19 protein-coding genes and 3 pseudogenes are annotated in these 19,174 nt (G+C 70.5%); 10 read left to right on the top strand and 12 right to left on the bottom strand.

Annotated features, from left to right (window positions below):
• The coding region (locus IE207_RS12650) for a DUF6777 domain-containing protein (protein WP_308433584.1) at positions 1-891 on the bottom strand (891 nt) is incomplete at its 3' end.
• Between the two features lie 858 nt (positions 892-1,749).
• Here IE207_RS12650 and IE207_RS12655 point away from each other — a divergent pair.
• From IE207_RS12655 to IE207_RS12665, 3 genes are all read left to right on the top strand, one after another.
• Positions 1,750-2,070: a hypothetical protein gene (locus IE207_RS12655; RefSeq protein ID WP_190184755.1), complete on the top strand. Its 321-nt coding sequence runs from the start codon at positions 1,750-1,752 to the stop codon at positions 2,068-2,070.
• Between the two features lie 212 nt (positions 2,071-2,282).
• Entirely contained in the window at positions 2,283-4,718 is a 2,436-nt protein-coding gene (locus tag IE207_RS12660) for a SpoIIE family protein phosphatase (RefSeq protein WP_190184253.1), read from the top strand.
• A gap of 210 nt (positions 4,719-4,928) precedes the next feature.
• The gene (locus tag IE207_RS12665) at positions 4,929-5,159 is read left to right on the top strand and encodes a response regulator transcription factor (protein WP_190184254.1); all 231 of its coding nucleotides are present in this window, start codon (positions 4,929-4,931) and stop codon (positions 5,157-5,159) included.
• A 109-nt stretch (positions 5,160-5,268) separates the two neighbouring features.
• Here the strand turns inward: IE207_RS12665 and IE207_RS12670 are convergent, their stop codons facing one another.
• The 5 genes and pseudogenes from IE207_RS12670 to IE207_RS33090 form a co-directional block, all read right to left on the bottom strand.
• A complete protein-coding gene (locus tag IE207_RS12670) occupies positions 5,269-6,285 on the bottom strand; it encodes a serine/threonine-protein kinase (RefSeq protein WP_190184255.1) in 1,017 nt (338 codons plus the stop codon).
• 214 nt (positions 6,286-6,499) lie between these two features.
• Positions 6,500-7,099, bottom strand: a complete 600-nt coding sequence (locus IE207_RS12675) for a hypothetical protein (RefSeq protein ID WP_190184256.1) — start codon at positions 7,097-7,099, stop codon at positions 6,500-6,502.
• Positions 7,100-7,234: 135 nt separating this feature from the next.
• Entirely contained in the window at positions 7,235-7,705 is a 471-nt protein-coding gene (locus IE207_RS12680; protein WP_190184257.1) for a hypothetical protein, read from the bottom strand.
• 143 nt (positions 7,706-7,848) lie between these two features.
• The gene (locus IE207_RS12685; protein WP_268250182.1) at positions 7,849-8,442 is read right to left on the bottom strand and encodes a hypothetical protein; all 594 of its coding nucleotides are present in this window, start codon (positions 8,440-8,442) and stop codon (positions 7,849-7,851) included.
• A 267-nt stretch (positions 8,443-8,709) separates the two neighbouring features.
• A pseudogene (locus tag IE207_RS33090) lies at positions 8,710-8,931 on the bottom strand (NAD(P)H-dependent oxidoreductase); the annotation flags it as partial.
• A 115-nt stretch (positions 8,932-9,046) separates the two neighbouring features.
• Here IE207_RS33090 and IE207_RS12690 point away from each other — a divergent pair.
• Positions 9,047-9,534 (top strand): annotated as a pseudogene (locus IE207_RS12690) (MmyB family transcriptional regulator).
• Positions 9,535-9,551: 17 nt separating this feature from the next.
• On the opposite strand, the gene IE207_RS12695 reads toward IE207_RS12690, so the two are convergent.
• Complete coding sequence (locus tag IE207_RS12695; protein WP_373304704.1) at positions 9,552-10,589, bottom strand: PP2C family protein-serine/threonine phosphatase; 1,038 nt, start codon at positions 10,587-10,589, stop codon at positions 9,552-9,554.
• 119 nt (positions 10,590-10,708) lie between these two features.
• On the bottom strand, positions 10,709-11,359 hold the full coding sequence (locus tag IE207_RS12700; RefSeq protein ID WP_190184259.1) for a dihydrofolate reductase family protein: 651 nt from the start codon (positions 11,357-11,359) through the stop codon (positions 10,709-10,711).
• 302 nt (positions 11,360-11,661) lie between these two features.
• Between IE207_RS12700 and IE207_RS12705 the strand changes: the two genes are divergently transcribed.
• Together IE207_RS12705 and IE207_RS12710 are read left to right on the top strand one after the other, a co-directional pair.
• Positions 11,662-12,009, top strand: coding sequence for a transglycosylase family protein (locus IE207_RS12705; RefSeq protein WP_308433585.1), 348 nt, complete (start codon positions 11,662-11,664; stop codon positions 12,007-12,009).
• Between the two features lie 107 nt (positions 12,010-12,116).
• A complete protein-coding gene (locus IE207_RS12710) occupies positions 12,117-13,064 on the top strand; it encodes an aldo/keto reductase (protein ID WP_229873677.1) in 948 nt (315 codons plus the stop codon).
• 44 nt (positions 13,065-13,108) lie between these two features.
• On the opposite strand, the gene IE207_RS12715 is transcribed toward IE207_RS12710, so the two are convergent.
• Positions 13,109-14,044: an acyltransferase family protein gene (locus tag IE207_RS12715; protein WP_190184261.1), complete on the bottom strand. Its 936-nt coding sequence runs from the start codon at positions 14,042-14,044 to the stop codon at positions 13,109-13,111.
• Positions 14,045-14,266, bottom strand: a complete 222-nt coding sequence (locus tag IE207_RS12720; protein ID WP_190184262.1) for an acyltransferase family protein — start codon at positions 14,264-14,266, stop codon at positions 14,045-14,047. It lies immediately after the preceding gene.
• A 311-nt stretch (positions 14,267-14,577) separates the two neighbouring features.
• On the opposite strand from IE207_RS12720, the gene IE207_RS12725 reads away from it, so the two are divergent.
• The 4 genes and pseudogenes from IE207_RS12725 (at position 14,578) to IE207_RS12740 (ending at position 17,302) form a co-directional block, all read left to right on the top strand.
• On the top strand, positions 14,578-15,372 hold the full coding sequence (locus IE207_RS12725) for a hypothetical protein (RefSeq protein ID WP_190184263.1): 795 nt from the start codon (positions 14,578-14,580) through the stop codon (positions 15,370-15,372).
• A 57-nt stretch (positions 15,373-15,429) separates the two neighbouring features.
• Positions 15,430-15,576, top strand: a pseudogene (locus tag IE207_RS12730) (glutathione S-transferase family protein); the annotation flags it as partial.
• Positions 15,577-16,240: 664 nt separating this feature from the next.
• Complete coding sequence (locus IE207_RS12735) at positions 16,241-16,750, top strand: RidA family protein (RefSeq protein ID WP_229873678.1); 510 nt, start codon at positions 16,241-16,243, stop codon at positions 16,748-16,750.
• A 114-nt stretch (positions 16,751-16,864) separates the two neighbouring features.
• Positions 16,865-17,302, top strand: a complete 438-nt coding sequence (locus tag IE207_RS12740; RefSeq protein WP_190184264.1) for a VOC family protein — start codon at positions 16,865-16,867, stop codon at positions 17,300-17,302.
• Between the two features lie 222 nt (positions 17,303-17,524).
• Here IE207_RS12740 and IE207_RS12745 read toward each other — a convergent pair whose 3' ends face one another.
• Positions 17,525-17,968 (bottom strand): luciferase domain-containing protein, encoded by a 444-nt coding sequence (locus IE207_RS12745; protein WP_190184265.1) that lies wholly within the window; start codon positions 17,966-17,968, stop codon positions 17,525-17,527.
• A 152-nt stretch (positions 17,969-18,120) separates the two neighbouring features.
• Positions 18,121-19,029, bottom strand: coding sequence for a class A beta-lactamase (bla, locus tag IE207_RS12750; RefSeq protein WP_190184266.1), 909 nt, complete (start codon positions 19,027-19,029; stop codon positions 18,121-18,123).
• Between the last annotated feature and the right edge of the window lie 145 nt (positions 19,030-19,174).

A 19,174-nucleotide genomic window follows, 5' to 3' on the forward strand; every position in this document is an offset into this window, starting at 1 on the left:
CTTGTCCGGCACCTTGTTCTGATCCGGCTTGTTCCCCTGATCCTGGCCCGGGTTCTGCGGCTGGTCCGGCACCTTGTTCTGGTGCGTGTCGGGAGGCTTCACCACTGGTTCCTGTTGGGGCGGGGGAAGGACCGGGTACGGCGAGTCGGGCTTTTGGCCGCTGGGCACGGGAATCTCGCGGTCATGCCTGCCCTGCGCGTCGCCGCTCGGGCGCTCGTACCAACCCTTGTGGTTCGGATCGAACATCGTGACGGCCTTCACCGGCTTCGCGGCGGGCTTGACCGCAACGAGCTCGGAGGACCGGAAAGAAGACCATTGCTTTCCGCTGTACGCCTGCTTGCCTTTGACGGCGACGGGCGGCGCCAGGGGGTTGCCGCAGGCACAGCGGACGCGCGGTACGCCGTGGTTGTCCACCAGGACGGGCGTGCCTGCCTGAAGGACCGCCTGGTAACTGGTGGTCGCGCCGTTCTTGTACCCGTGATTGGTCACCCGGGTGTCCCAACTCAGCCGAACGGGCGTCAGTGACCGTAGGTAGGAGGGGACGCCGGACTCCTGGATGTTCAGGGGTTCGGCGAACGCTTTCCGTTTGTCCGTGTGTTGCCCAAGGAACTGGATCTGCTTCTCGACGTTGCAGCTCGTGACGTTCCGCGTACCTCCGTACAGCCCCGGCTGCGCGCCGCTGACCTCGAGGGTGTGCGTCTCACTCGCGCCCGTCTTCGACGTGTTGGCCATGGCGGGCGTGACTTCGGTCGCCTCGGACGCCGTGGCAGTCGAGGGAGTGAACGGATCGAGACCGGCCGCCGAGCTGGCTTGGAGGAAGACCTCGCCGCCGCTCGCCTTGTTCCCGCCCACGGCTGTGAAGGCGAGGGCCACCGCCGTCGCGATCCCCACAGCCGCACCGGCACTCAGCACGGTTTTGCGTGACCGCCACCTGTGGGCCGGCCCTCCCGGCCCTCCCGGCTCGCCGCCGCCGGTCGGCGGCGCTGGAGGCCCGGATGGTGGCGGCGGTCCCGCTGGCGGCGGCAGGCCGGGCGGCGATGGCTGCTCGTCCGTCGGCCGGGCGGACAACGGGCCGGACGGGGGGCCCGTGGGGCGCTCGGACGAAGGAGGTAGGGAAGTCACGACACTCTCCCCTCGTCGTGGGACATCGGGGAAACGATGGTTATCCGCATTGCCTTCTCCTCTGGCCATTATGGCTCCACATCCCAGGGACGTGAATCATGAAAATTCCGCACCCGCGAAAAAAGTTGAAGACGCAAGCCCGGCGGCCCCGTCCCCTAGCGAGCTGACGCGGGTGGGTCACCCTCTGCGGTGGCCCACGTCTTGAGTAAGCCGTTGGCCCGGGGGCGCGTCATGGCGCGACTTCTCGGGACTTGACACGCTTCGCTTGCCGCCGGCCGAGAGGCCTCGGGTGGACGGCAAGCGGCTGAGGCCCGGGGCAGCGGCGCGGCGAGGGATGGGGACGGCCGTCGACGCCGGCCCGCCGCAGAGGGGCCCGGTCGCTCGTCCGTGGCACTTCACGCCGCGTTTACATCGGCGTCTCGACCGCGTCAAGTCCCGAGTCCTCGGAACATGACCTTGCCGGGCCGGGCGGGCCTACTTGAAGCACGGGCCTCACCGGGAAAGCGAAAAGGCAGAACGGCAAGAGGTAATTCCTCTTCGAGAATGCCCCTTCTCGCCGAATCGCCGCCCCCTAGACGGTCCACCGGCTCACCCCAATATCGGCACACTCAACGGTAGGAGAAACTCATGACCAGCAACGCTCACATCAATGACAACGACCGTTCCAACCGTCGGGGCTCTCGCCTCGCGATGATCCTGGTCTCGGGCGCCCTGCTGTCCGGTGCCGCCGTCCTCCCGGCCTCCGCGGCGACGGTTGCGGCCATGCCCGCCACGTCGGTGGCGAGCGTCGCCAGCGACCACGACTGGCGCCACGACCACCACGACGACCACGACGACTACTACGACTACTACGACTACTACGACTACTACAACTGGCACCACCACCACCACCATCACCACCACCACCACCACGACCACCACGACCACGACCACCACGACCACCACTGACAAGCACGACAGGTGACGGCACTGCACGCCGTCGCCCCGCGGGCCGGGCTCTCGGAAAGGAGCCCGGCCCGCGGCGCGTCCACAGCCGGCGGCCACCGTCCCCGCGCTGCGTTGGTGCTCGTCGCCCCGCCGGATGATGCTTGTCAGTGGAGCCCCGTGCAGGTTCCCGTGGGACAGCGGGCAGGAAACGAGCGAGGGCGAGATGAGCCACGATGGAGCCACTTCCCACCTCTCCCGGTGAGCACCCGGAGATGACGGACGCCTCCCCGGAGCCGGCGTACTCCGCCACGGCCGGCATCAACGATCAGGGCACCGTCACCGAGTGGAGTGAGGGTGCCCGTCGTCTGCTCGGTTACGTCCCCTCCGAGGTCGTGGGTCTGCCCGCCGCCCGCCTGCTCGCCGACGGCGCCGCCGATACGGCGTGGCGGCTGCCGCCCGGGCAGGAACGGTGGAGCGGCACCGTGGCGCTGCGGCACCGCAACGGCCTACGGCTGGAGCAGGGAGTGCTCGCGCACCGCTGGACGTCCACCGCCGGGACCACCCAATGGTCCGTGGTGTGCGCAGTGACGAACGGGGCCCACACGCCCTTGGACGACGCATTGAGCGAATGGGCGTTCACCCAGTCCCCCTGCGTCCTGGCGATCTTCGATACGGAGCTGCGGCTGGTACGGGCGAACGCCGGCATGGAGCGGACGCTCTCCCTCACGGAGGCCGAGATGCGCGGGTTGCGCCTGCCCGAGATCGCACCGGATCCGGTGAGCGACGAAACCGAGCGCGGTATGCGGCTGACGCTGGAGACGGGTCAACCCCAGGACGTGGACGCCTTCGTCCGGTCCCCGGCCGCGGGCACGGAGAAGCGCGGCTGGGCCACCTCCCTGTCCCCTGTGCGGGATCCGGACGGCCGGGTCGTCGCCGTGTACCTTGCGGCGCACGACCGGACCGCCACCGACGCCGAGCACCGGGAGATGCTCGTGCCGGATCACGCGGACCCCGTCGTCGGGACCACCCTCGACAGTGCCCGCACCGCGCAGGAACTCGCGGACATCGCCGTTCCCCGGCTCGCGGACTTCGCGGTCGTCGACCTGCTGGAGCCACCCCCGCGGGAGGACGGTCCGTCTTCCCGCCCGGCGGCCGGGCCGGTCGCCGCGCGCCGTACCGCCGCGCGCTCGATCCTCGCGGGAGACGCGGAAGCCGAGGCCGGGGTGGGAGAGACGACCGTCTATCCGGCGCTGTCACCGCCCGTGGAGTGTTTGGCCGCGGGCCGGGGTGCCGTGTACGGGAGGGCCGACCCGGGCATCGCGCGCTGGGTTGCCCAGGACCCGGGTGCCGCCCGGATCAGCGGGGACGGCACCCACTCGATGATGATCCTGCCGTTGCGTGCCGACGGCATCACGTTCGGTTTGGCCTTCTTCAGCCGTCACCAGCACCGGGAGCCGTTCCAGGCGGAAGACCTGTGGCTGGCCGAGGAGCTGACGACCAGAGTGGCCGCCGGCATCCACGAGGCACGCCGGTTCACCCGGGAGCACACCACCACGATGACGCTGCAGCGCAGCCTGCTCCCGCACACGTTGCCCACGCAGGCCGCTCTCGAGATCGCCTCGCGCTATCTGCCGGCCAGTACCGGGGCCGGCGTGGGCGGCGACTGGTTCGACGTGATCCCGCTGTCCGGCGCGCGGGTGGCATTGGTCGTCGGCGATGTCGTCGGCCACGGCATCCGTGCCACCGCCACGATGGGCCGGCTGCGCACCGCGGTACGGACCCTGGCCGACGTCGACCTGCCGCCCGACGAGCTGCTCACCTACCTCGACGACCTGATCATCCACCTTTCGGCCGACGAGGGCGATCAGGATGCGTCCGCGGAAGCCGCGGGGGGCATCGGCACCACCTGTCTGTACGTGGTCTACGACCCGGTCACCCGGATTTGCACCGTCGCCCGGGCCGGCCATCCCCCGCCCGTCGTGGTCTCCCCGGAGGGTTCCGTCTACCTCCTCGACGTGCCCGCGGGCCCCCCGCTGGGGCTGGGGGGCCTCCCCTTCGAGGCCGCCGAGGTCGAGCTTCCCGAAGGCAGCGTCCTCACCCTGTACACCGACGGTCTGCTTCGAGCCCGCGAGCACGACATCGACGACGCCCTGGACAACATGTTCGAAGCCCTCGTCCGGCCCGCCTCCACGCTGGAGACGGTGTGCGACCGCGTCCTGACGGCCATGCTGACCCACCCTCCCGAGGACGACGTCGCCCTGCTCGTCGCCCGCACGCGAGCCCTCCATGCCGACCAGGTCGTCGTCTGGGACCTGCCCTCCGATCCCTCCGTCGTCGCCCAGGCCCGCCGGTACACCACCGAACAGCTGACGGCTTGGGGGCTGGAGGAGGCGGGCTTCGTCACCGAGCTCGTGGTCAGCGAACTGGTCACGAACGCCATTCGCTACGGCGAGCCGCCGATCCAGCTGCGGCTGATCCATCAGGGCAGCACCCTGATCTGCGAAGTCTCCGACGCCAGCAGTACTGCCCCCCACATGAGGCGTGCCCGGATCTTCGACGAGGGAGGGCGGGGCCTGCTGCTGGTCGCCCAGCTCGCCCAGCGCTGGGGCACCCGGCACGCCCCCGTCGGCAAGACCATCTGGGCCGAGCAGTCCCTCGTCGGGTTCTGAGGACGGTCTGAGGACGGTCTGAGGGGCGTTCTGAGGACATCGCGCACGGGTCCTTCCCCCTGTGACGCGCCTGTGACAGTCGGCGGACACCATCATGACGTCGCGCGAGCAAGCTTTTCAACAGGGACAAAAAGCGACATTCACGCATATGTCCCCTGCTTCCGAGGGCGCGAGCAGCGATGACCGACCCGATCCGTCGGAGGAAATCCCATGAGCCTCACACTCGCCACGCCGCACACCCGTACCGCTGCACCCGCGCTGGCCCCGCGAGAGCAGGAGGCGCTGCGGCACATCGCCGCCGGGTGCACCTACCTGCAGACGGCCCGGCACATGGGACTCTCCAAGCACACGGTCGACGCCTACCTCCGCCGCATCCGGGCCAAGCTCGGCATCAACAGCACGGCGGAAATGACCCGACTGGCCATCTCCCTGGGTCTGTGACCCCGCGGCCTCCCGAACAACGGGCGCCGGCCGACGACCCCGCGCTCGCACGAACGTCCCCGTCCCACCCGTCATCCGGTGGGACGGGGACGTTCGTGCGAGCGCGGTACTAGGCCGTGCCCGGAAGGTGGCGGAAGACCGGCCGCGCCCAGCGGGGGGGCTGCGGCGGCGGCGTGTTCTTCACCGTCGCGGGATGTCGGGAAGCCACCGGAGGGGAGGTTTCCGCCCCCACGCCGGCGCCGGCTCCGAATGCGGCACGCAGGGCCGCCATGAATTCCAGACAAGTGCCGTAACGGTCCTCGGGGATCTTCGACAGAGCCTTCGCCATGACGCCATCGGCGGCGGGCGCGGTCCCCGGCCGCCTTTCGGTCAGGGACGGGGGCGGGTCGTACTGGTGGGCCCACAGCAGGGCCAGCACGTCGTCGTCACGCTCGAAGGGCGGCCCGCCGACGAGGGATTCGTAGACGACACAGGCGAGGCTGTACAGATCGCACCTGCCTTCCACCGGCCGGCCGGAGATCTGTTCCGGCGCCATGTAGTCGACCGTGCCGACGAACTCGCCCGCGGTGGTGAACCCCGTGAGCGCCAGTGATCTCTTCGTCAGCCCGAAGTCCGTGAGGTAGACGTGCTCGGGGTGGTCACTGTCGGTGCCCGTGGTGACCAGGATGTTGCCGGGCTTGACGTCCCGGTGCACCAGGTCGTGCTCGTGGGCCGCGTCGAGTGCGGATGCCACCTGGGTGCCGATGCGCAGGGCGGTCGCGACGGGGAGTGGACCGTCCCGGTCCAGCAGGGCCCGCAGGTCCGGACCGGCCACGTAGCGCATGGCGATGTAGAGGACGCCGTCGGTTTCACCGGCCTCGTAGATCGGGACGATGTGCGGGTGGTCGATCTGCGCCGCCACCCTCGACTCGTGGGTGAAGCGGCGCCGGAAGGTGTCGTCGCGGGCGCGTTCCGGGGCGATCAGTTTGAGCGCGACCGTACGGTCCAGGCGCAGGTCCTTCGCGCAGTAGACGACGGCCATGCCCCCGCGGCCGATCATGCTGTCGACCCGGTAGTCCGCGATCTGCTTGCCGATCAGACCGGAGGCCCGATCCGTGTAGACGCTCAGGTCAGGTGTCGAACTCATCGGGCGCCCCCGTCCCCCGGCCGGACCGGGGAGGCCCAGCGCCGCTTCGGTGCCCGTGGGTGAAGGTGTCGATCATGCCGACCCCGTCCTCGATGGTCCGTTGCCTACCCGAAGTCTATCCAGTGATCCACACGTGTGCCGGGCGGCGGAGGGCCTTGAGCCGCGGTCCCCACCGCAGGACACGCGGCCCCCTGCGGTCACCGGCCGACGTTGGTCAGCCGGCGCCGCCGTTGCCGCCGCGGCCGCCTTGACCGCTGGTCTCGCAACCGGTGCCGACGCAGATGCCGCCGTTGCCGCCGCGGCCGCCGTCACCGCCGTCACCGCCGGGGAGCGCGGCCCCGCCGTTGCCGCCGTTACCGCCGTTGGCGCTGCCGTTGCAGACCCCGGCGCAGATGCCACCCGTGCCGCCGTCCGTGCCGTTGCCGCCCGGCCCGCCGTTCGTGCCGCTGCCGCCGTTGGCGCTGCCGTTGCACAGCCCGGCGCAGATGCCGCCGCTGCCGCCCTTGGTGCCGTTCACCGATCCCGTGCAGTTGCCCGCGCATATCCGATCACCGACGCGGACGCTGCCGTTGCCCACCTTGACGCTGCCGTTCCCCAGTTTCACGTTGCCGAGCACCGGGCCGCCGGCCGTGAACCGGCCCCCGCCCGGGCGACCGTCACTGCTGGCGAACGGCGATCCGTGGGAGTGGCCGACGGATGCCGCGGCCGGCTCGTACGTCGGCGCTGCCGTGGCCGCCGGCGCCATGGCACCCGCACCGATCAGGGTCGAAGAGATGACGAGACCGAGACGGAACTTCCAAGAACGCACACGCATGACATTCACCCTTGCCGTAGAGATCCTTTTTGTACGCGGAGGCCGGCGGTTGGGTCCGCCGGCCTCGTTTCTTCCCCGAGGTTTTTCCGCCCCTGTTCACCACCCTCGCGATGTACCGCCCTCGCGCCGTGCGGTTCAGGAAGCGAAATCCGCGCCCATCAGGGCGAACCAGTTGCCGTCGAGGTAGTCCTTCTTCCAGGTGTCGAGCTGGTCGTGCGAGACGTCGTACTTCTTGGCGATCTTCTCCTTCGTCGCGTCGGAGTCGTCGGTGACGAGCACCATGACGATGTACACCTTGTCCACGAAGGTCAGCTTCGACTTCGGCTTGTCGGGCAGGTCATCGAACCGGAGGCATCCCGAGCGGCCGGGCTGGCCGGGCTCACCGGGCTGGCCGGGCTTTCCGCCCTCGCCACCCTTTCCGCCTTCACCGCCCTCTCCGCCCTTGCCGATCCCGGCGCAGGGCTTCGGGTGGTCGGCGGCGGCCGGGATGCTGACGCCGGCCGGGGCGTGGGGCTCGGACGCTTGCGCGGCGCAGGCCGTGCCGGTGAAGAGAGCCAGGGAGGCCGCCGCCAGGATGAGCGGACGCTGCCAGGTACTTCTGAACATGGGGGATCTCCGTTTCCTACGCACGGGTATTCGCTTGCGGGCGCTGCGTGCCGGGTGTCGCCGGGCCGGCGGTCAGGACCGATGGGATGGGGGGTTGGGGGGTGGAGGCATCGGGTGCCTCCACCCCAGGACCGGGGGCCGGCTCAGAAGATGCTGCGTCCTCCGGCGCCGCCGCCGCCGCCGAGGCCGCCGAAGACGCCGTGGCCGCCCTTGCCGCCCTTGCCTCCGTTGCCGCCCTGGAAGACGCCGTCGCCGCCCTTGCCGCCCTTGCCTCCGTTGCCGCCGATCAGGACGCCGTCACCGCCGCCACCGCCGCCACCGGCGTTGCCGCCGAACAGGCCGCCACCACCGTCGCCGCCCTTGCCGCCGTTGCCGCCGATCACGCCGTCGCCGCCGCCACCGCCGCCGCCACCGCCGCCGCCGGAGAGGATCCCGTCCCCGCCCTTGCCGCCGTTGCCGCCGTTGCCGCCGGTGCCCAGGACGCTGCCGCCCCCGGAGCCGCCGGAGCCGCCACCGCCGCCGATGAGGCCGCCCCCGCCGTCACCACCGTCCCCGCCGGCGCCCCCGGCGGTCGGGAAGGCTGCCACCACGTGGGCGGGCACCGGAGAGGCCACGGCCGCGGAGGCCGGAAGGGCGATACCGCCCGTGATCACAGCAGCCGAAGCGACCAGCGTCGCGAGGCGGAAACCCCGGCGGTTGGGACGGGCGACGTTGTTGGTGCGAATCTTGCGGTTCATGGCTTTCTCCTACTTGTCTTGAGGGGTGATGTACCGTCCCGGTATTCCGGGACGAATGCGGTGAATCGAAGGGAGAAAGAATCCTCTGCGAGGTATTTCGTTTCTTCCGACTTGCCTCGTTTCCTTTTCGGTGAGGCCCGCACAACAAGTAAGCGCCGACCGGCACACCCCGGTCACGTTCCGGAAAGTCGGGGCTTGACAGGCCCCCCCGACACCACCTAAAAGGCCCCGGGGCAACCCGCTCGTCCCGTCCGCCGCCGGCGGCCAGCCGCGTACGTGCAGCCCGAAACCCGTGCGGCCCGAGGGTTCGAGCCCATCCCGCAGGTGCAGGGAGGGCATCTCGTGGTCGCCGGAGTTCTGCCGGCGGAACGCGATCGGCTCGGTCGGCTCCAGGGTGAGCAGGCGCTGCTCCCACGCCTCGGCGACGTCCGGGTGGTCCTCGCCCGTCATCCGGTCGGTGCCGTACAGCACGAACGGCGGCAGCACCTCGCACCTCGACCGGCTCGCCCGCAGGCGCCGGCGCCGGGCGAAGGCGCCGGGCGGGCGGGTCCGGCCGGAGCTGCTGCGCGTCCTCGACCTGGTCGCCGACGCACCCGCGCTGATCATGGGCCACCGCCTGGACGTACTCGCCGGGAACCGTCTCGCCGGGCTCCTCCTCGGCGGGCCGATGCCTGGCCTGGAACACCGGTCGGCACATCTTCCTCGAAGAGGCCGAGCGCGGTCTGTACGCGGACGGGGAGAACTGCACCTCTACGTGGTGGGCCACCTGCGCCTGGCCGTCGGCAGGTACCCCGAGGCCTGGCCACGCCGACCGGCGAGCTGGCGATGGGCAGCGGGCGATTCCGTCGGCTGTGGGCCCGCGCGGACGTGCGGGCCCGTGCTCATGGACGCAAGGCGTACCGGCACCCACTGGTCGGACTCCGGGAACTGCACCGGGAGAACCTCGCGCTGCCCGGTGCATCCGGCATGGAGCTGCTGGTGCTGTCCGCGGCCCCCGGCGGCCCCGCCGAGGACGGGCTGCGCCTGCTCGCGGGCCCGGGCGCGGACAGCGATGGGTCGCGTCCCGCAGTGAAGACCCAGGTCCGCGGGTAGCCCCCGGCCGGCGTGGCTCAGGGCGCGCGCAGGCGTACGGCGAGGGCGGCGATGTCGTCGTCCAGGCGTCCTCTGCTGTAGTGGAGGAGATCGCGGTGGAGAGCGGTGAGCAGTTCGCGGGGCGGTGTCGGGGGCTGTCGACGCATCCAAGCCGTCAGCGGGAAGAACTCGCCGTCGCGGGCGCGGGCCTCGGCGATCCCGTCGGTGTAGAGGAGCAGCAGGTCGTCGGGGGTGAAGGCGTACCTGTCGACGGTGTACCGGTCGCCGATCAGCTCCGCGAGGCTGAGCAGCGGCGAGGGGGTGGCGGGATCGAGGACGCGGAGCTTCCCCCGGTTCAGGAGCAGCGGCGGGGGGTGTCCGCAGTTGAGGATGTCGACGTGGCTGCCCCCGTGCGGGATCTCGACGAGAAGGGCGGTGGCGAAGCGCTCCATCGGCCCCTCGGGGGGAAAGGCGGCGTTGTAGCGGGCGCTGCTGGCGTCCAGCCTGCGTGCGACCTCCACCAAGTCGGCCTCTCCGAAGGCCGCCTCCCGGAAGGCGTTGACGATCGCTGCGGCCGCCCCCACTGCCGGCAGGCCCTTGCCCCGCACGTCACCGATGAGCAGCCTGACTCCGAACGGCGTGTCGACCACCTCGTAGAAATCCCCGCCGATCCGGGCCTCCGCCGCGGCCGCGAGGTACAGCGACTCGATCTCGATGCCCCCGATGCGACGTGGCAGGGGGCTCAGCACCACCTGCTGCGCCGCGTCGGCGACGAGTCGTACCTGGAAGAGCGTGCGCTCCCGCTGGAGCCGGACGTGGCTCCCGTACGCGGCGGCGACGGTGACCGCGATGATCCCCGCGGCCGTCCACCACGTCCCCAGGTCCGGGAAGACGAGGCTGAGGCCGATCATGAGAAGGAGGCAGACGGTGCCGAGCAGGACGGTGGGGAGCACCGGCCACATGGCGGCGGCGAGGGCCGGCGCCGAGGGCAGGAGGCGGCTGAAGGCCAGCTCCGGCGGAGTGGCGTAGGCCAGGCTGGCGATCACGACGGTCAGGATGACCGGCGACAACCGCACAAGTCTTCCCGGGCCGGGGCGCCTACGCTGCCGCAGCCGTCCAGACTCGATCACATTTCCCAGAATATCTGCGCAATGAGGGCACAGCACTCTGACGGACGCACCGGGCGAGGGGTGCGTCAGCCGTCTTCGTTTGCGACCCCGCGGTCCGGTGCGCTCATGTCGCCCGTCGCGGGAGTGCCGTCGGCGAGCCCGTAGCGCAGGTACACGGTGCCTTTCGGGCTGGCGACCGGGGGTGCGAGGAGCGTGATGTTGGTGGGCACGGCGCCACCGTCGAACACCTTCTTGCCTACGCCGAGCACGATGGGGTGCAGCCAGAGGTCGAGTCGGTCGAAGAGCTTCTCGTGCAGGAGCGTCTGTACGAGGTTCAGGCTACCGACGACCTTCACGTGCTCGTGGCGGTCACGGATCTCGCGCACCGCGGTGGCGAGGTCCGGGCCGAAGTGGGTGGACCCGGCCCAGGAGAGGTCGGGCCGGCCGCGAGAGGCAACGTACTTCGGGACGCTGTTGAACAGCGTGGCGATCTCGTCGTCTGGGCCGTCCTTGCCCTGGTGAGGCCAGTAGGCGGCGAAGATGTCGTACGTCCGCCGGCCGAGCAGCAGGGCGTCCGTTCCTTCGTACGCGGCACCGACCTGCGCCCCGGCGACCTGGTCCAGCAGGGGCGCCTGCCAGCCCCCGAACGGGAACCCCGCCGGGTCCTCGTCGGGGCCGCCGGGGGCCTGCCCGACGAGGTCGAGGGTCGCGAACAGTTCGATGTGGATGAGGCCCATGGCTTGCTCCCGATGAGTCGGTCGTCTGCGTCAAGGGATAGACCCGCGGGTGTCCGCGGACTCATCGCCGCGCCGGATCCGGTTTTCTCGGTCGGGCGGAACGACCACCGGACTGCGGCCCGCACAGGGTGAGGCCGCCGCTGTACGGGTGGCGTCGCCCGTTCGCCCCGGTGAGATGGGCCGCCATGGCGGGATGGCGTGCTGTGCTGCGTGCAAGGCCGCGAAGGCCGCAGCAAGACCGGCCCGGGCTTCCGGTCCGGTCTTCCGGACGACACGGAGGACCAATGCCTCGAATGTCCCGCATGTCTCATTCCCAGGACAACCGGCGAACCGGAGCCACCCTGATCACCCTTGTGGGAGCAGTGCTCCTGTGGCAGTCGATACTGTTCAGTGCCGAGGCCGCCGTCTCTGAGAAACCTCGCGCCAACTGGGATGCGATCGCCCAGTGCGAGTCCGGTGGCAACTGGCGGGCCAACACCGGCAACGGGCATTACGGGGGCCTGCAGTTCACCCAGTCGAGTTGGAAGGCCGCGGGTGGCCTCAGATACGCGGCGAGGGCGGACCTGGCGACGAAGTCACAGCAGATCGCCGTCGCCAAGAGGCTGGCCCGGATGCAGGGTATGGACGCTTGGACGTGCGCCCGCCGTTGAACCCCGACCGTAGCCCGTCAGGAGCCGCTGCGGGCCCGCCCGATCGGCCGGCCGGATCGGCCGGCCGTCGGCTTGGGGCCGGATGCAGCAAGCCATAAGGTCAGCCCGTGACGGAGACGAATGCGAGCCGGCCGCTGTACGGGTGCATGGGCTTGGGCGGCACCTGGGGGCCGGAACCCTACGGTGCCGCGGAGATCGAGGCCGCGGAGGCGGCGGTCACCGCCGCCCTGGAGATCGGGATCACCACCTTCGACCACGCCGACATCTACCGCCACGGGAAGTCCGAAGCGGTCTTCGGTGAACTCCTCGCCCGCGACTCCGCGCTGCGCGGGCGGATCACCCTCCAGACGAAGTGCGGGATCCGCCTGGCGGACGGCGACCGCCCCGGCATCTACGACCTCCGCGGAACGAGCGTCCTGCGGCGCGTCGAGGAAAGCCTGACCCGGCTGCGCACCGATGTCATCGACGTCCTGCTGCTGCACCGTCCGGACCCCCTGGCGGATCCGGACGACCTCGCCGGGGCCCTCGTCTCCCTGCACGCCCAGGGCCTGGTGCGCCGGTTCGGTGTGTCCAACATGGGCGCGGCGCAGATCGCGGCGCTCCAGGCGCGGCTCGGGCTGCCGATCGTCGCCAACCAGCTGGAAATGAGCCTGCACAAGCGGGACTGGGTCGAGGCCGGGGTACTCCTGAACACTCCCGCCGCGGCAGCCAACGGCTTCCCCCTCGGAACTCTCGAACACTGCCGCGACCACGGCATCCAGGTGCAGGCATGGGGCGCTTTGGCACAGGGCCGGTTCACCGGGCGGCAGGAGACGCCGCAGGAGCGGGCTGCCGCCGAACTGCTGGCCGTGCTGGCCGAACGCAAGCAGGTCACCCCCGAGACGGTGCTGCTGTGGTGGCTCCAGCGACACCCGGCCCGCATCGCACCGGTGATCGGCACTTCCGATCCCGCACGGATCCGGGCCTGCGGCCAAGCGGTCGGGCGGCCACCGGAGCTGGACCACGAGGAGTGGTACGCGCTCTGGATCGCCGCACGCGGCAAACCGCTGCCCTGACGTCGCCCGCCTGGGAGATACGTCGAACGATGTGCGCAAACCCCCTAGAGGGAGCTCTTGACGCGTTCCTCGGCGGGCGGCCCCGGTTGGCGCGGTACGGATGGATGGGGTGCGGGGGCCCGTGTCTCCGGGAAGCCGGCCCGGCGGACGTCCTCCAAGCCCTGGCGCAGGCCGCAGCGCAGCAGCCGGGTGGCGGGGCGTTCGACGTAGCGCTGGATGAGCCACGCGGCCGTGATCATGGCGACGGTCACACCGCCGGCCAACGGGAGGGCGGGGAACCGGTCACGGAAGTGGTGGATGACCGTGAGCCCCGCGATCATGTGGATGAGGTAGAGCGGATACGTCACGCCTCCCGCCGTGCGCAGCCAGCGCCACCGGAGGCGGTCGCAGGCACCGAGGGCGATGGCAGCCATGGCCGCGAAGGCCAGCGTGATGATGAGGCGGGCCGGCCACGCGTTGGCGGCATGGTCCACGTTCGAGTCGATGCGTGCTTCGACGTAGTTCTGGGCCAGCAGGAACTGCAGGACGACGATCACCCACAGCAGGACCGACTGCCTAAATCGGTGCATCAGGTAGAAGGCGATGCCTGCGACGAAGTACGGGGCGAACTGGGGTATCGCGAAGAAATCGAGCAGCCCGGAGCCGGTGGTGGGAGCCATGACGCCGGCAGCGGTCCAGAAGCCGCAGAACAGCAGGCAGCTGCGGTAGGACACGCCGCGCAGGACGACGAGCGCGAAGAGCGCGTAGAACTTGAGTTCCACGAAGAGGGTCCAGTAGGCGTCGTCCAGGTGCTTGACGTGGAGTCCGCCTTGCATCATGGAGAGGTTGACCAGTACGTCGCCCCAGCGGTCGATGCGGCGTATCTCCGGACACAGGCTCACTACGGCGGCCGTGAACGCTATGGCGGCCCAGTAGGCGGGGTAGAGCCGGGAGATGCGCGACACCACGAAGTCCCCCACCGTGCGGCCCCAGGTACTCATTCAGATCACGAAACCGCTGACCAGGAAGAACACTTCGACCCCGAGCCAGCCGTACTCGGCGGCCGCGTGCGCCGTCGGGAAGACCGCCGACGCTGGGCGGCCCCATGCGGAGGCGAGCGCGAAGTAGTGGTAGAAGACCACCATCAGGGCTGCCACGAACCGGATTCCGTCCAGAGCGGACAGGCGTATGCCCGCGTCGGGACTCCCGCCTGCGTTCGTCACGCCTCTTCCCCCGTCGGCTTGGGTCTTGCGAGCTGTTCGCCCTGGGACCCTACATGCGGCGTGGCAGCCTCCTCGGCGGGCGGCCGCCGCAGTGTCGGCGTCGGGTGCGCCCCGCCTCCGCCCGGCTCCGGCATGGGCCGACCGATCGTTCTGTGGCCGCGCGCCCCCACCGCGCAACCGCCGCTCCCCCGCCCGGACTTGTCGGTCCGTCCGGGCCGCAGGACAGTGATGGCGGCGCGAACGGGGGCGGCGGCGCCAGGCCCTGTGCGTCACGGACAGCGCACCGGATCCGAGAACAGGAGCGCAGGGGCATGCCCATCCAGCAGACGATCGACCACCCCACCAACTGGATCATCAAGGTGGACATCGAGGACGTGAGCGCGCTCGCTCTGCACGGCGCACCCGTCGGCGAGCGACTCGTAATCTTCGTGACGGAGACCCACCACAACACGCGGTACGACAGCGACCGGCGCGACGAGATCATCCGGCGGTTGTCCTCGCACCCCAAGGTCACCCTCGTCATCGAACGGGACCTCAGCCCCGTCCAGCCGGCGCCCAACATGGTGGTGGAGACCACCCCCGGCCTCTCCGCCGCCGACTCCAAGCGTGACGACACCGTGATCGCGCAGCTCGTCGCCCACTTGAAGCGGCTGCCACCCGGACAGCAGGGCCGGTCGGTCGTGTTCCTCTTCGGGGAGGATCACTTCGACAAGCTCCGCACCCGTCTCGACGCGGCGATATCGGAGTCCGTGACGCTTCGCCACTTCCGCTCCATCCGGACGCAGTTGCACGCCCTGAGCACTGCGGCACCGGTGCCCGGCCCCGCCGACCGGCCCATCGGCTGGGTCCGCACGAGTCAGTTCGCGGCGAACGAGGGGCAGGAGGCCCTCAACAGCGATCTCCTGCGCCGTGGCCTCGTCCCGGTCCCCTTCCAGGTCCACGTCCATTCGCCGGACGTCTTCGCGTGGGGCAAACAGGGCTTCCACCTGCACACCTCGAACCAGTCGATCATCGACCGCGGCGCCGAACTCGCCGAGGAGGGCACGCTCCCCATCATGATCCGCGACCCACAAGAGGTCACGGGCCTCGAAGGCCGCGTCGGCTGAGGCGCTCGGCGGGTCGGGGCACCCCTCCGATGAGGACGATGCTCCTTTCCTGTGTTCGTCCTCGCCTGCCCGTGGGCGCACCGCGCGGTGATCGTACGGCGGCTCCCCGGGCTGGAGCAGGCCCTGCCCGTGGCCGTCGCCGGACCGACGCACGACAAGCGCAGCCGGACCTTCGACCTCGACCCGAGCGGCCGCGACCCGGTGACCGAGTGGCGAGGTCGCGGCGGCCGCCCGTTCGGGTACCGCCGCGGCGGGTGGGCCGGTCCCCGGCCCCCGTCGGCTGACGCCCGCCCGCCGCCCGGCAAGGGTTACGGCCTTGTCGCAGGGGCCGCTCGCGAGGGGGGCCGCTCAGCAGGGGGGTCGTCCGTCCCTCCGTCAGTCCTCGGCCGTCGACCCCTCCAAGGGGCCGGGACTCAGGACCCTGCCGACGAAGTCCGCCAATTGCGCACGCATCCTTTCCCGCGGAGCGCCTACTTGTCCGGCCAGGTGCTCCACGAGGTCGGCCCGGGTCGCGGCGAGCAGGGCACGGGGTACCCGCCCGTCTCCGCACCGATTTTCCGCTTGCGCGGCGGATCTCCACCGCCGCGATGCTGACCGGGATGGACCGCGCCATCGCCGAGGGGGCGGAGGACCGCGTCACCGCACCGTCCAGCGCGTGGCCGGTCGGCCCCCACGCGCCTTCCGCGCCCCCATCGGAAGGGAGACGCGGTGCACCGACTGACGGTCCGGGAGGACCAGCCGGACGGCTGTGGCGCGGAATTCCGGCAGGCAATTCGATTACCAATCGATTCCCGTTCGAGGAGTTCTCCCGTGCGCTGTGACAACTTCGTGGCGCCAGGCTCCACCGGGGAACGAAAGGAAAGAGAAAATGACCAAGTCAGGGCGCAGGTTCGGTATCGCAGCCGTGGTGGCCGCGTTCGTGGCCGTGATGATCGCCGTCGCGGGACCGCAGGGAGCCAGCGCGCAGGACCAGGCGCGCCGCGGCTGGGACCACTTCGGGTTCGGGGTGCCGTGGGAGGAGTCCTACGGGTACTCGCAGGCCGTCAGAGCCGGGGACACGGTCTACATCTCGGGGCAGCTGTCGCATGACGAGGCCGGGAACCTGGTGGGCGTCGGCGACTTCGAGAAGCAGGTGCGCCAGTCGTTCGCCAACATGGACAAGGTGCTCGCCCACTACCGGATCCCGCGCAGCCAGATCATCAGCATGAAGATCTACACGAAGGACTTGCGCAAGAACTTCGACACGGCCGCGAAGCTGCACAAGGAGTACGTCGGCAACCACCGCACGACCGACACCATCCTCGGTGTCACCGACCTGGCGTTCCCCGATCAGCTGGTGGAGATCGAGGCGGTCGCGCTGGTGTCGCCGCGCTCCTGACCGAGTGGGCCGCGCGGATCCCGCCGCGCGGCCGCTCGGTGCGTCGCGGCGGTGCCGGGCCGATCGGATGCCGGCTCCGGCACCCGATCGGCCCGGCTCGATAGCATGCAGAGCATGCCCATCAAACTTGAGAACGTCGGTATCGCAGTTCGCGACCTCGAAGCAACGATCTCGTTCTTCACCGACCTCGGCCTGACGGTCGTCGGCCGTGACACGGTCAGTGGTGAGTGGACCGACACCGCCGTCGGCCTTGATGGCAATCACGCCAAGATCGCGATGCTCCGGACGCCGGACGGTCACGGCCGTCTCGAGCTCTTCGAGTACATCCACCCCGAAGCGATCGAGTCGAACCCCACCCGTCCCAACGAGATCGGCATGCATCGCGTCGCCTTCTCGGTCGACGACCTCGACGAAGCCCTTGAGGCAGCCGCGAAGCACGGATGCCGTCCGCTTCGCGGTGTGGCGACCTATGGGGACGTCTACAAGCTCACGTACCTCCGCGGTCCCAGCGGCATCCTTGTGATGCTTGCCGAGGAGCTGAAGAAGGCATGACGCCGACCGGGTCAGCCGGCCCCGCGCGCGGATGACGAGTTCGGGCGCAGTCGCTCGCGGGGGCCGGCGGCTCGTCGTAGGTCACCGGCCCGTCGGCGCGGCCCGCGCAGGCTTTCGGCCGGGTGGGTCACGCTCGGGGTCCGTGCGGGCGGCCGGGAGTTCAGTTCGTCCCTTCCCGTCCGGGCTGCACGGCACTCGGCCCCTCTCGTATGACGTGGCGCTTCACCCCGCGCCGATCGCGTACCGGTACGACAGCTGGACGATCTTCCAGACCGTCTCCAGCTCCGCTGCGGTCCTGGGCCCGTAGATGAGCGTCACCGCCTGGACCGGGTGGTGTACGCCCCAGCCCGCGGCGATGACGTCTTCCTCGGCCTCCGGCGGGAGCGTGAGGTGGAGCGAGCCGTCGTGGTGGGGGTGGATGTGGGCCCACTCCCTACCGCGCTGGAAGGCCTCGGCCGGACCGGAGCCGACACCCTCGGGCAGGAACAGGGCACGGGCGTGCGGGACGGAGACGAGCGTCGGGGACATGTATACGTAGGGCAACGCGCGCATCCGTTCCCACAGCTCCTCCTGCAGCATGATCGGGGCGATCTGGGAGCCCTGGCCGTGCGGGGCCGGCCCGAAGACCCTCGGGGCCGCGCCGTTGCGGGGAGTCAAAGTGAGCATGGCGGTGTTCCTTCCGGGCCGGTGAGCCGGCCGCACATGAATGGTCATCAGAGTTGCAGCATGTGCGCTTGCGGCTCTTGCCCCGGTGGAGATTTGCTGGAGGACGTGGCCGGGGCTACCGGGCTACGGCAGGCAACCGAACGGTCCGGGGATCACATCAGCGCTGCCGCCAGTACGGCAGCCGTGTCGGCGAGCAGGGGCTCATCGGCCGGCGCCGTGGGGTCGGGCTTGGTGGAGAGGACCGCGATCGTGATCGGTCCTCGGCCGGGCGGCCAGGCGATGCCTACGTCGTTGGTGGTGCCATGGCTGCCGGTGCCGGTCTTCTCGGCGACCTTCCAGCCCTTCGGCAGTCCGGCGCGCAGGCGGTTGCCGCCGGTGGTGTTGCCCTGCAGCCACCCGGTCAGCCGTTCCCGGTCGGGCCCGTCCAGAGCGTCCCCGACGGCGAGCCGGGCGTAGGTGCTGCCGATGGCGCGCGGGCTGGTGGTGTCGGTCGTCCTTCCGGGTTCTGCGGAGTTCAGTGCGGGCTCCCACCGGTCGAGCCGGGTCACCCGGTCGCCGAGGGACCGGCAGAAGCGGGTGACGGCGTCCGGACCGCCGAGCTCGCGCAGCAGGAGGTTGCCGGCGGTGTTGTCGCTGTGGTCGATGGCTGCCGCGCACAGGTCCGCGACGGTCATGCCGCATCCCAGGTTCCCGGGCAAGCCCGTGACGGGGGCGTAGCCGGAGTCCGTGACGTCCCTCTGCGTGTACCGGATGCGCCGGGCGAGGAACGTGCCATCACGGTCGAGGTCCCTCAGCACCGCGGCCACGGCGATCGTCTTGAAGGCCGAGCACAGGGGGAACAGCTCGTCCGCGCGGTACAGCACCGCTCTTCCGGTGACGGCGTCACGCGCGAAGACCCCCAGTCGTGCCGAATGCGCCCGCTCAAGCGCACGCAGCCGGCCGGTGATCCCCTCTTCCTCCGAGCCCTTCGCGAAGGCGCGTCCCCCCGCGGGGTGGACGGCGGCCAGAGCTGTGGCGGCTGCCCCGCCGAGAACCTGACGCCGACTGGAGCGCAGAGCCATGAGCACTTCTCCCTGTCCGTGACCGCCCGGACCGGACCAGCCGTCTCGCTCCGGGCAGTTCATCCCCTTGATCACCTGTCAGGACGCGGCGGCACACGGAATCGTTCCCGCCTGTGGCCGGCCGGCAGTGGCACGGTGCGGCCTC

It is taken from the genome of Streptomyces cirratus (assembly GCF_014650775.1).
GTDB lineage: Bacteria > Actinomycetota > Actinomycetes > Streptomycetales > Streptomycetaceae > Streptomyces > Streptomyces cirratus.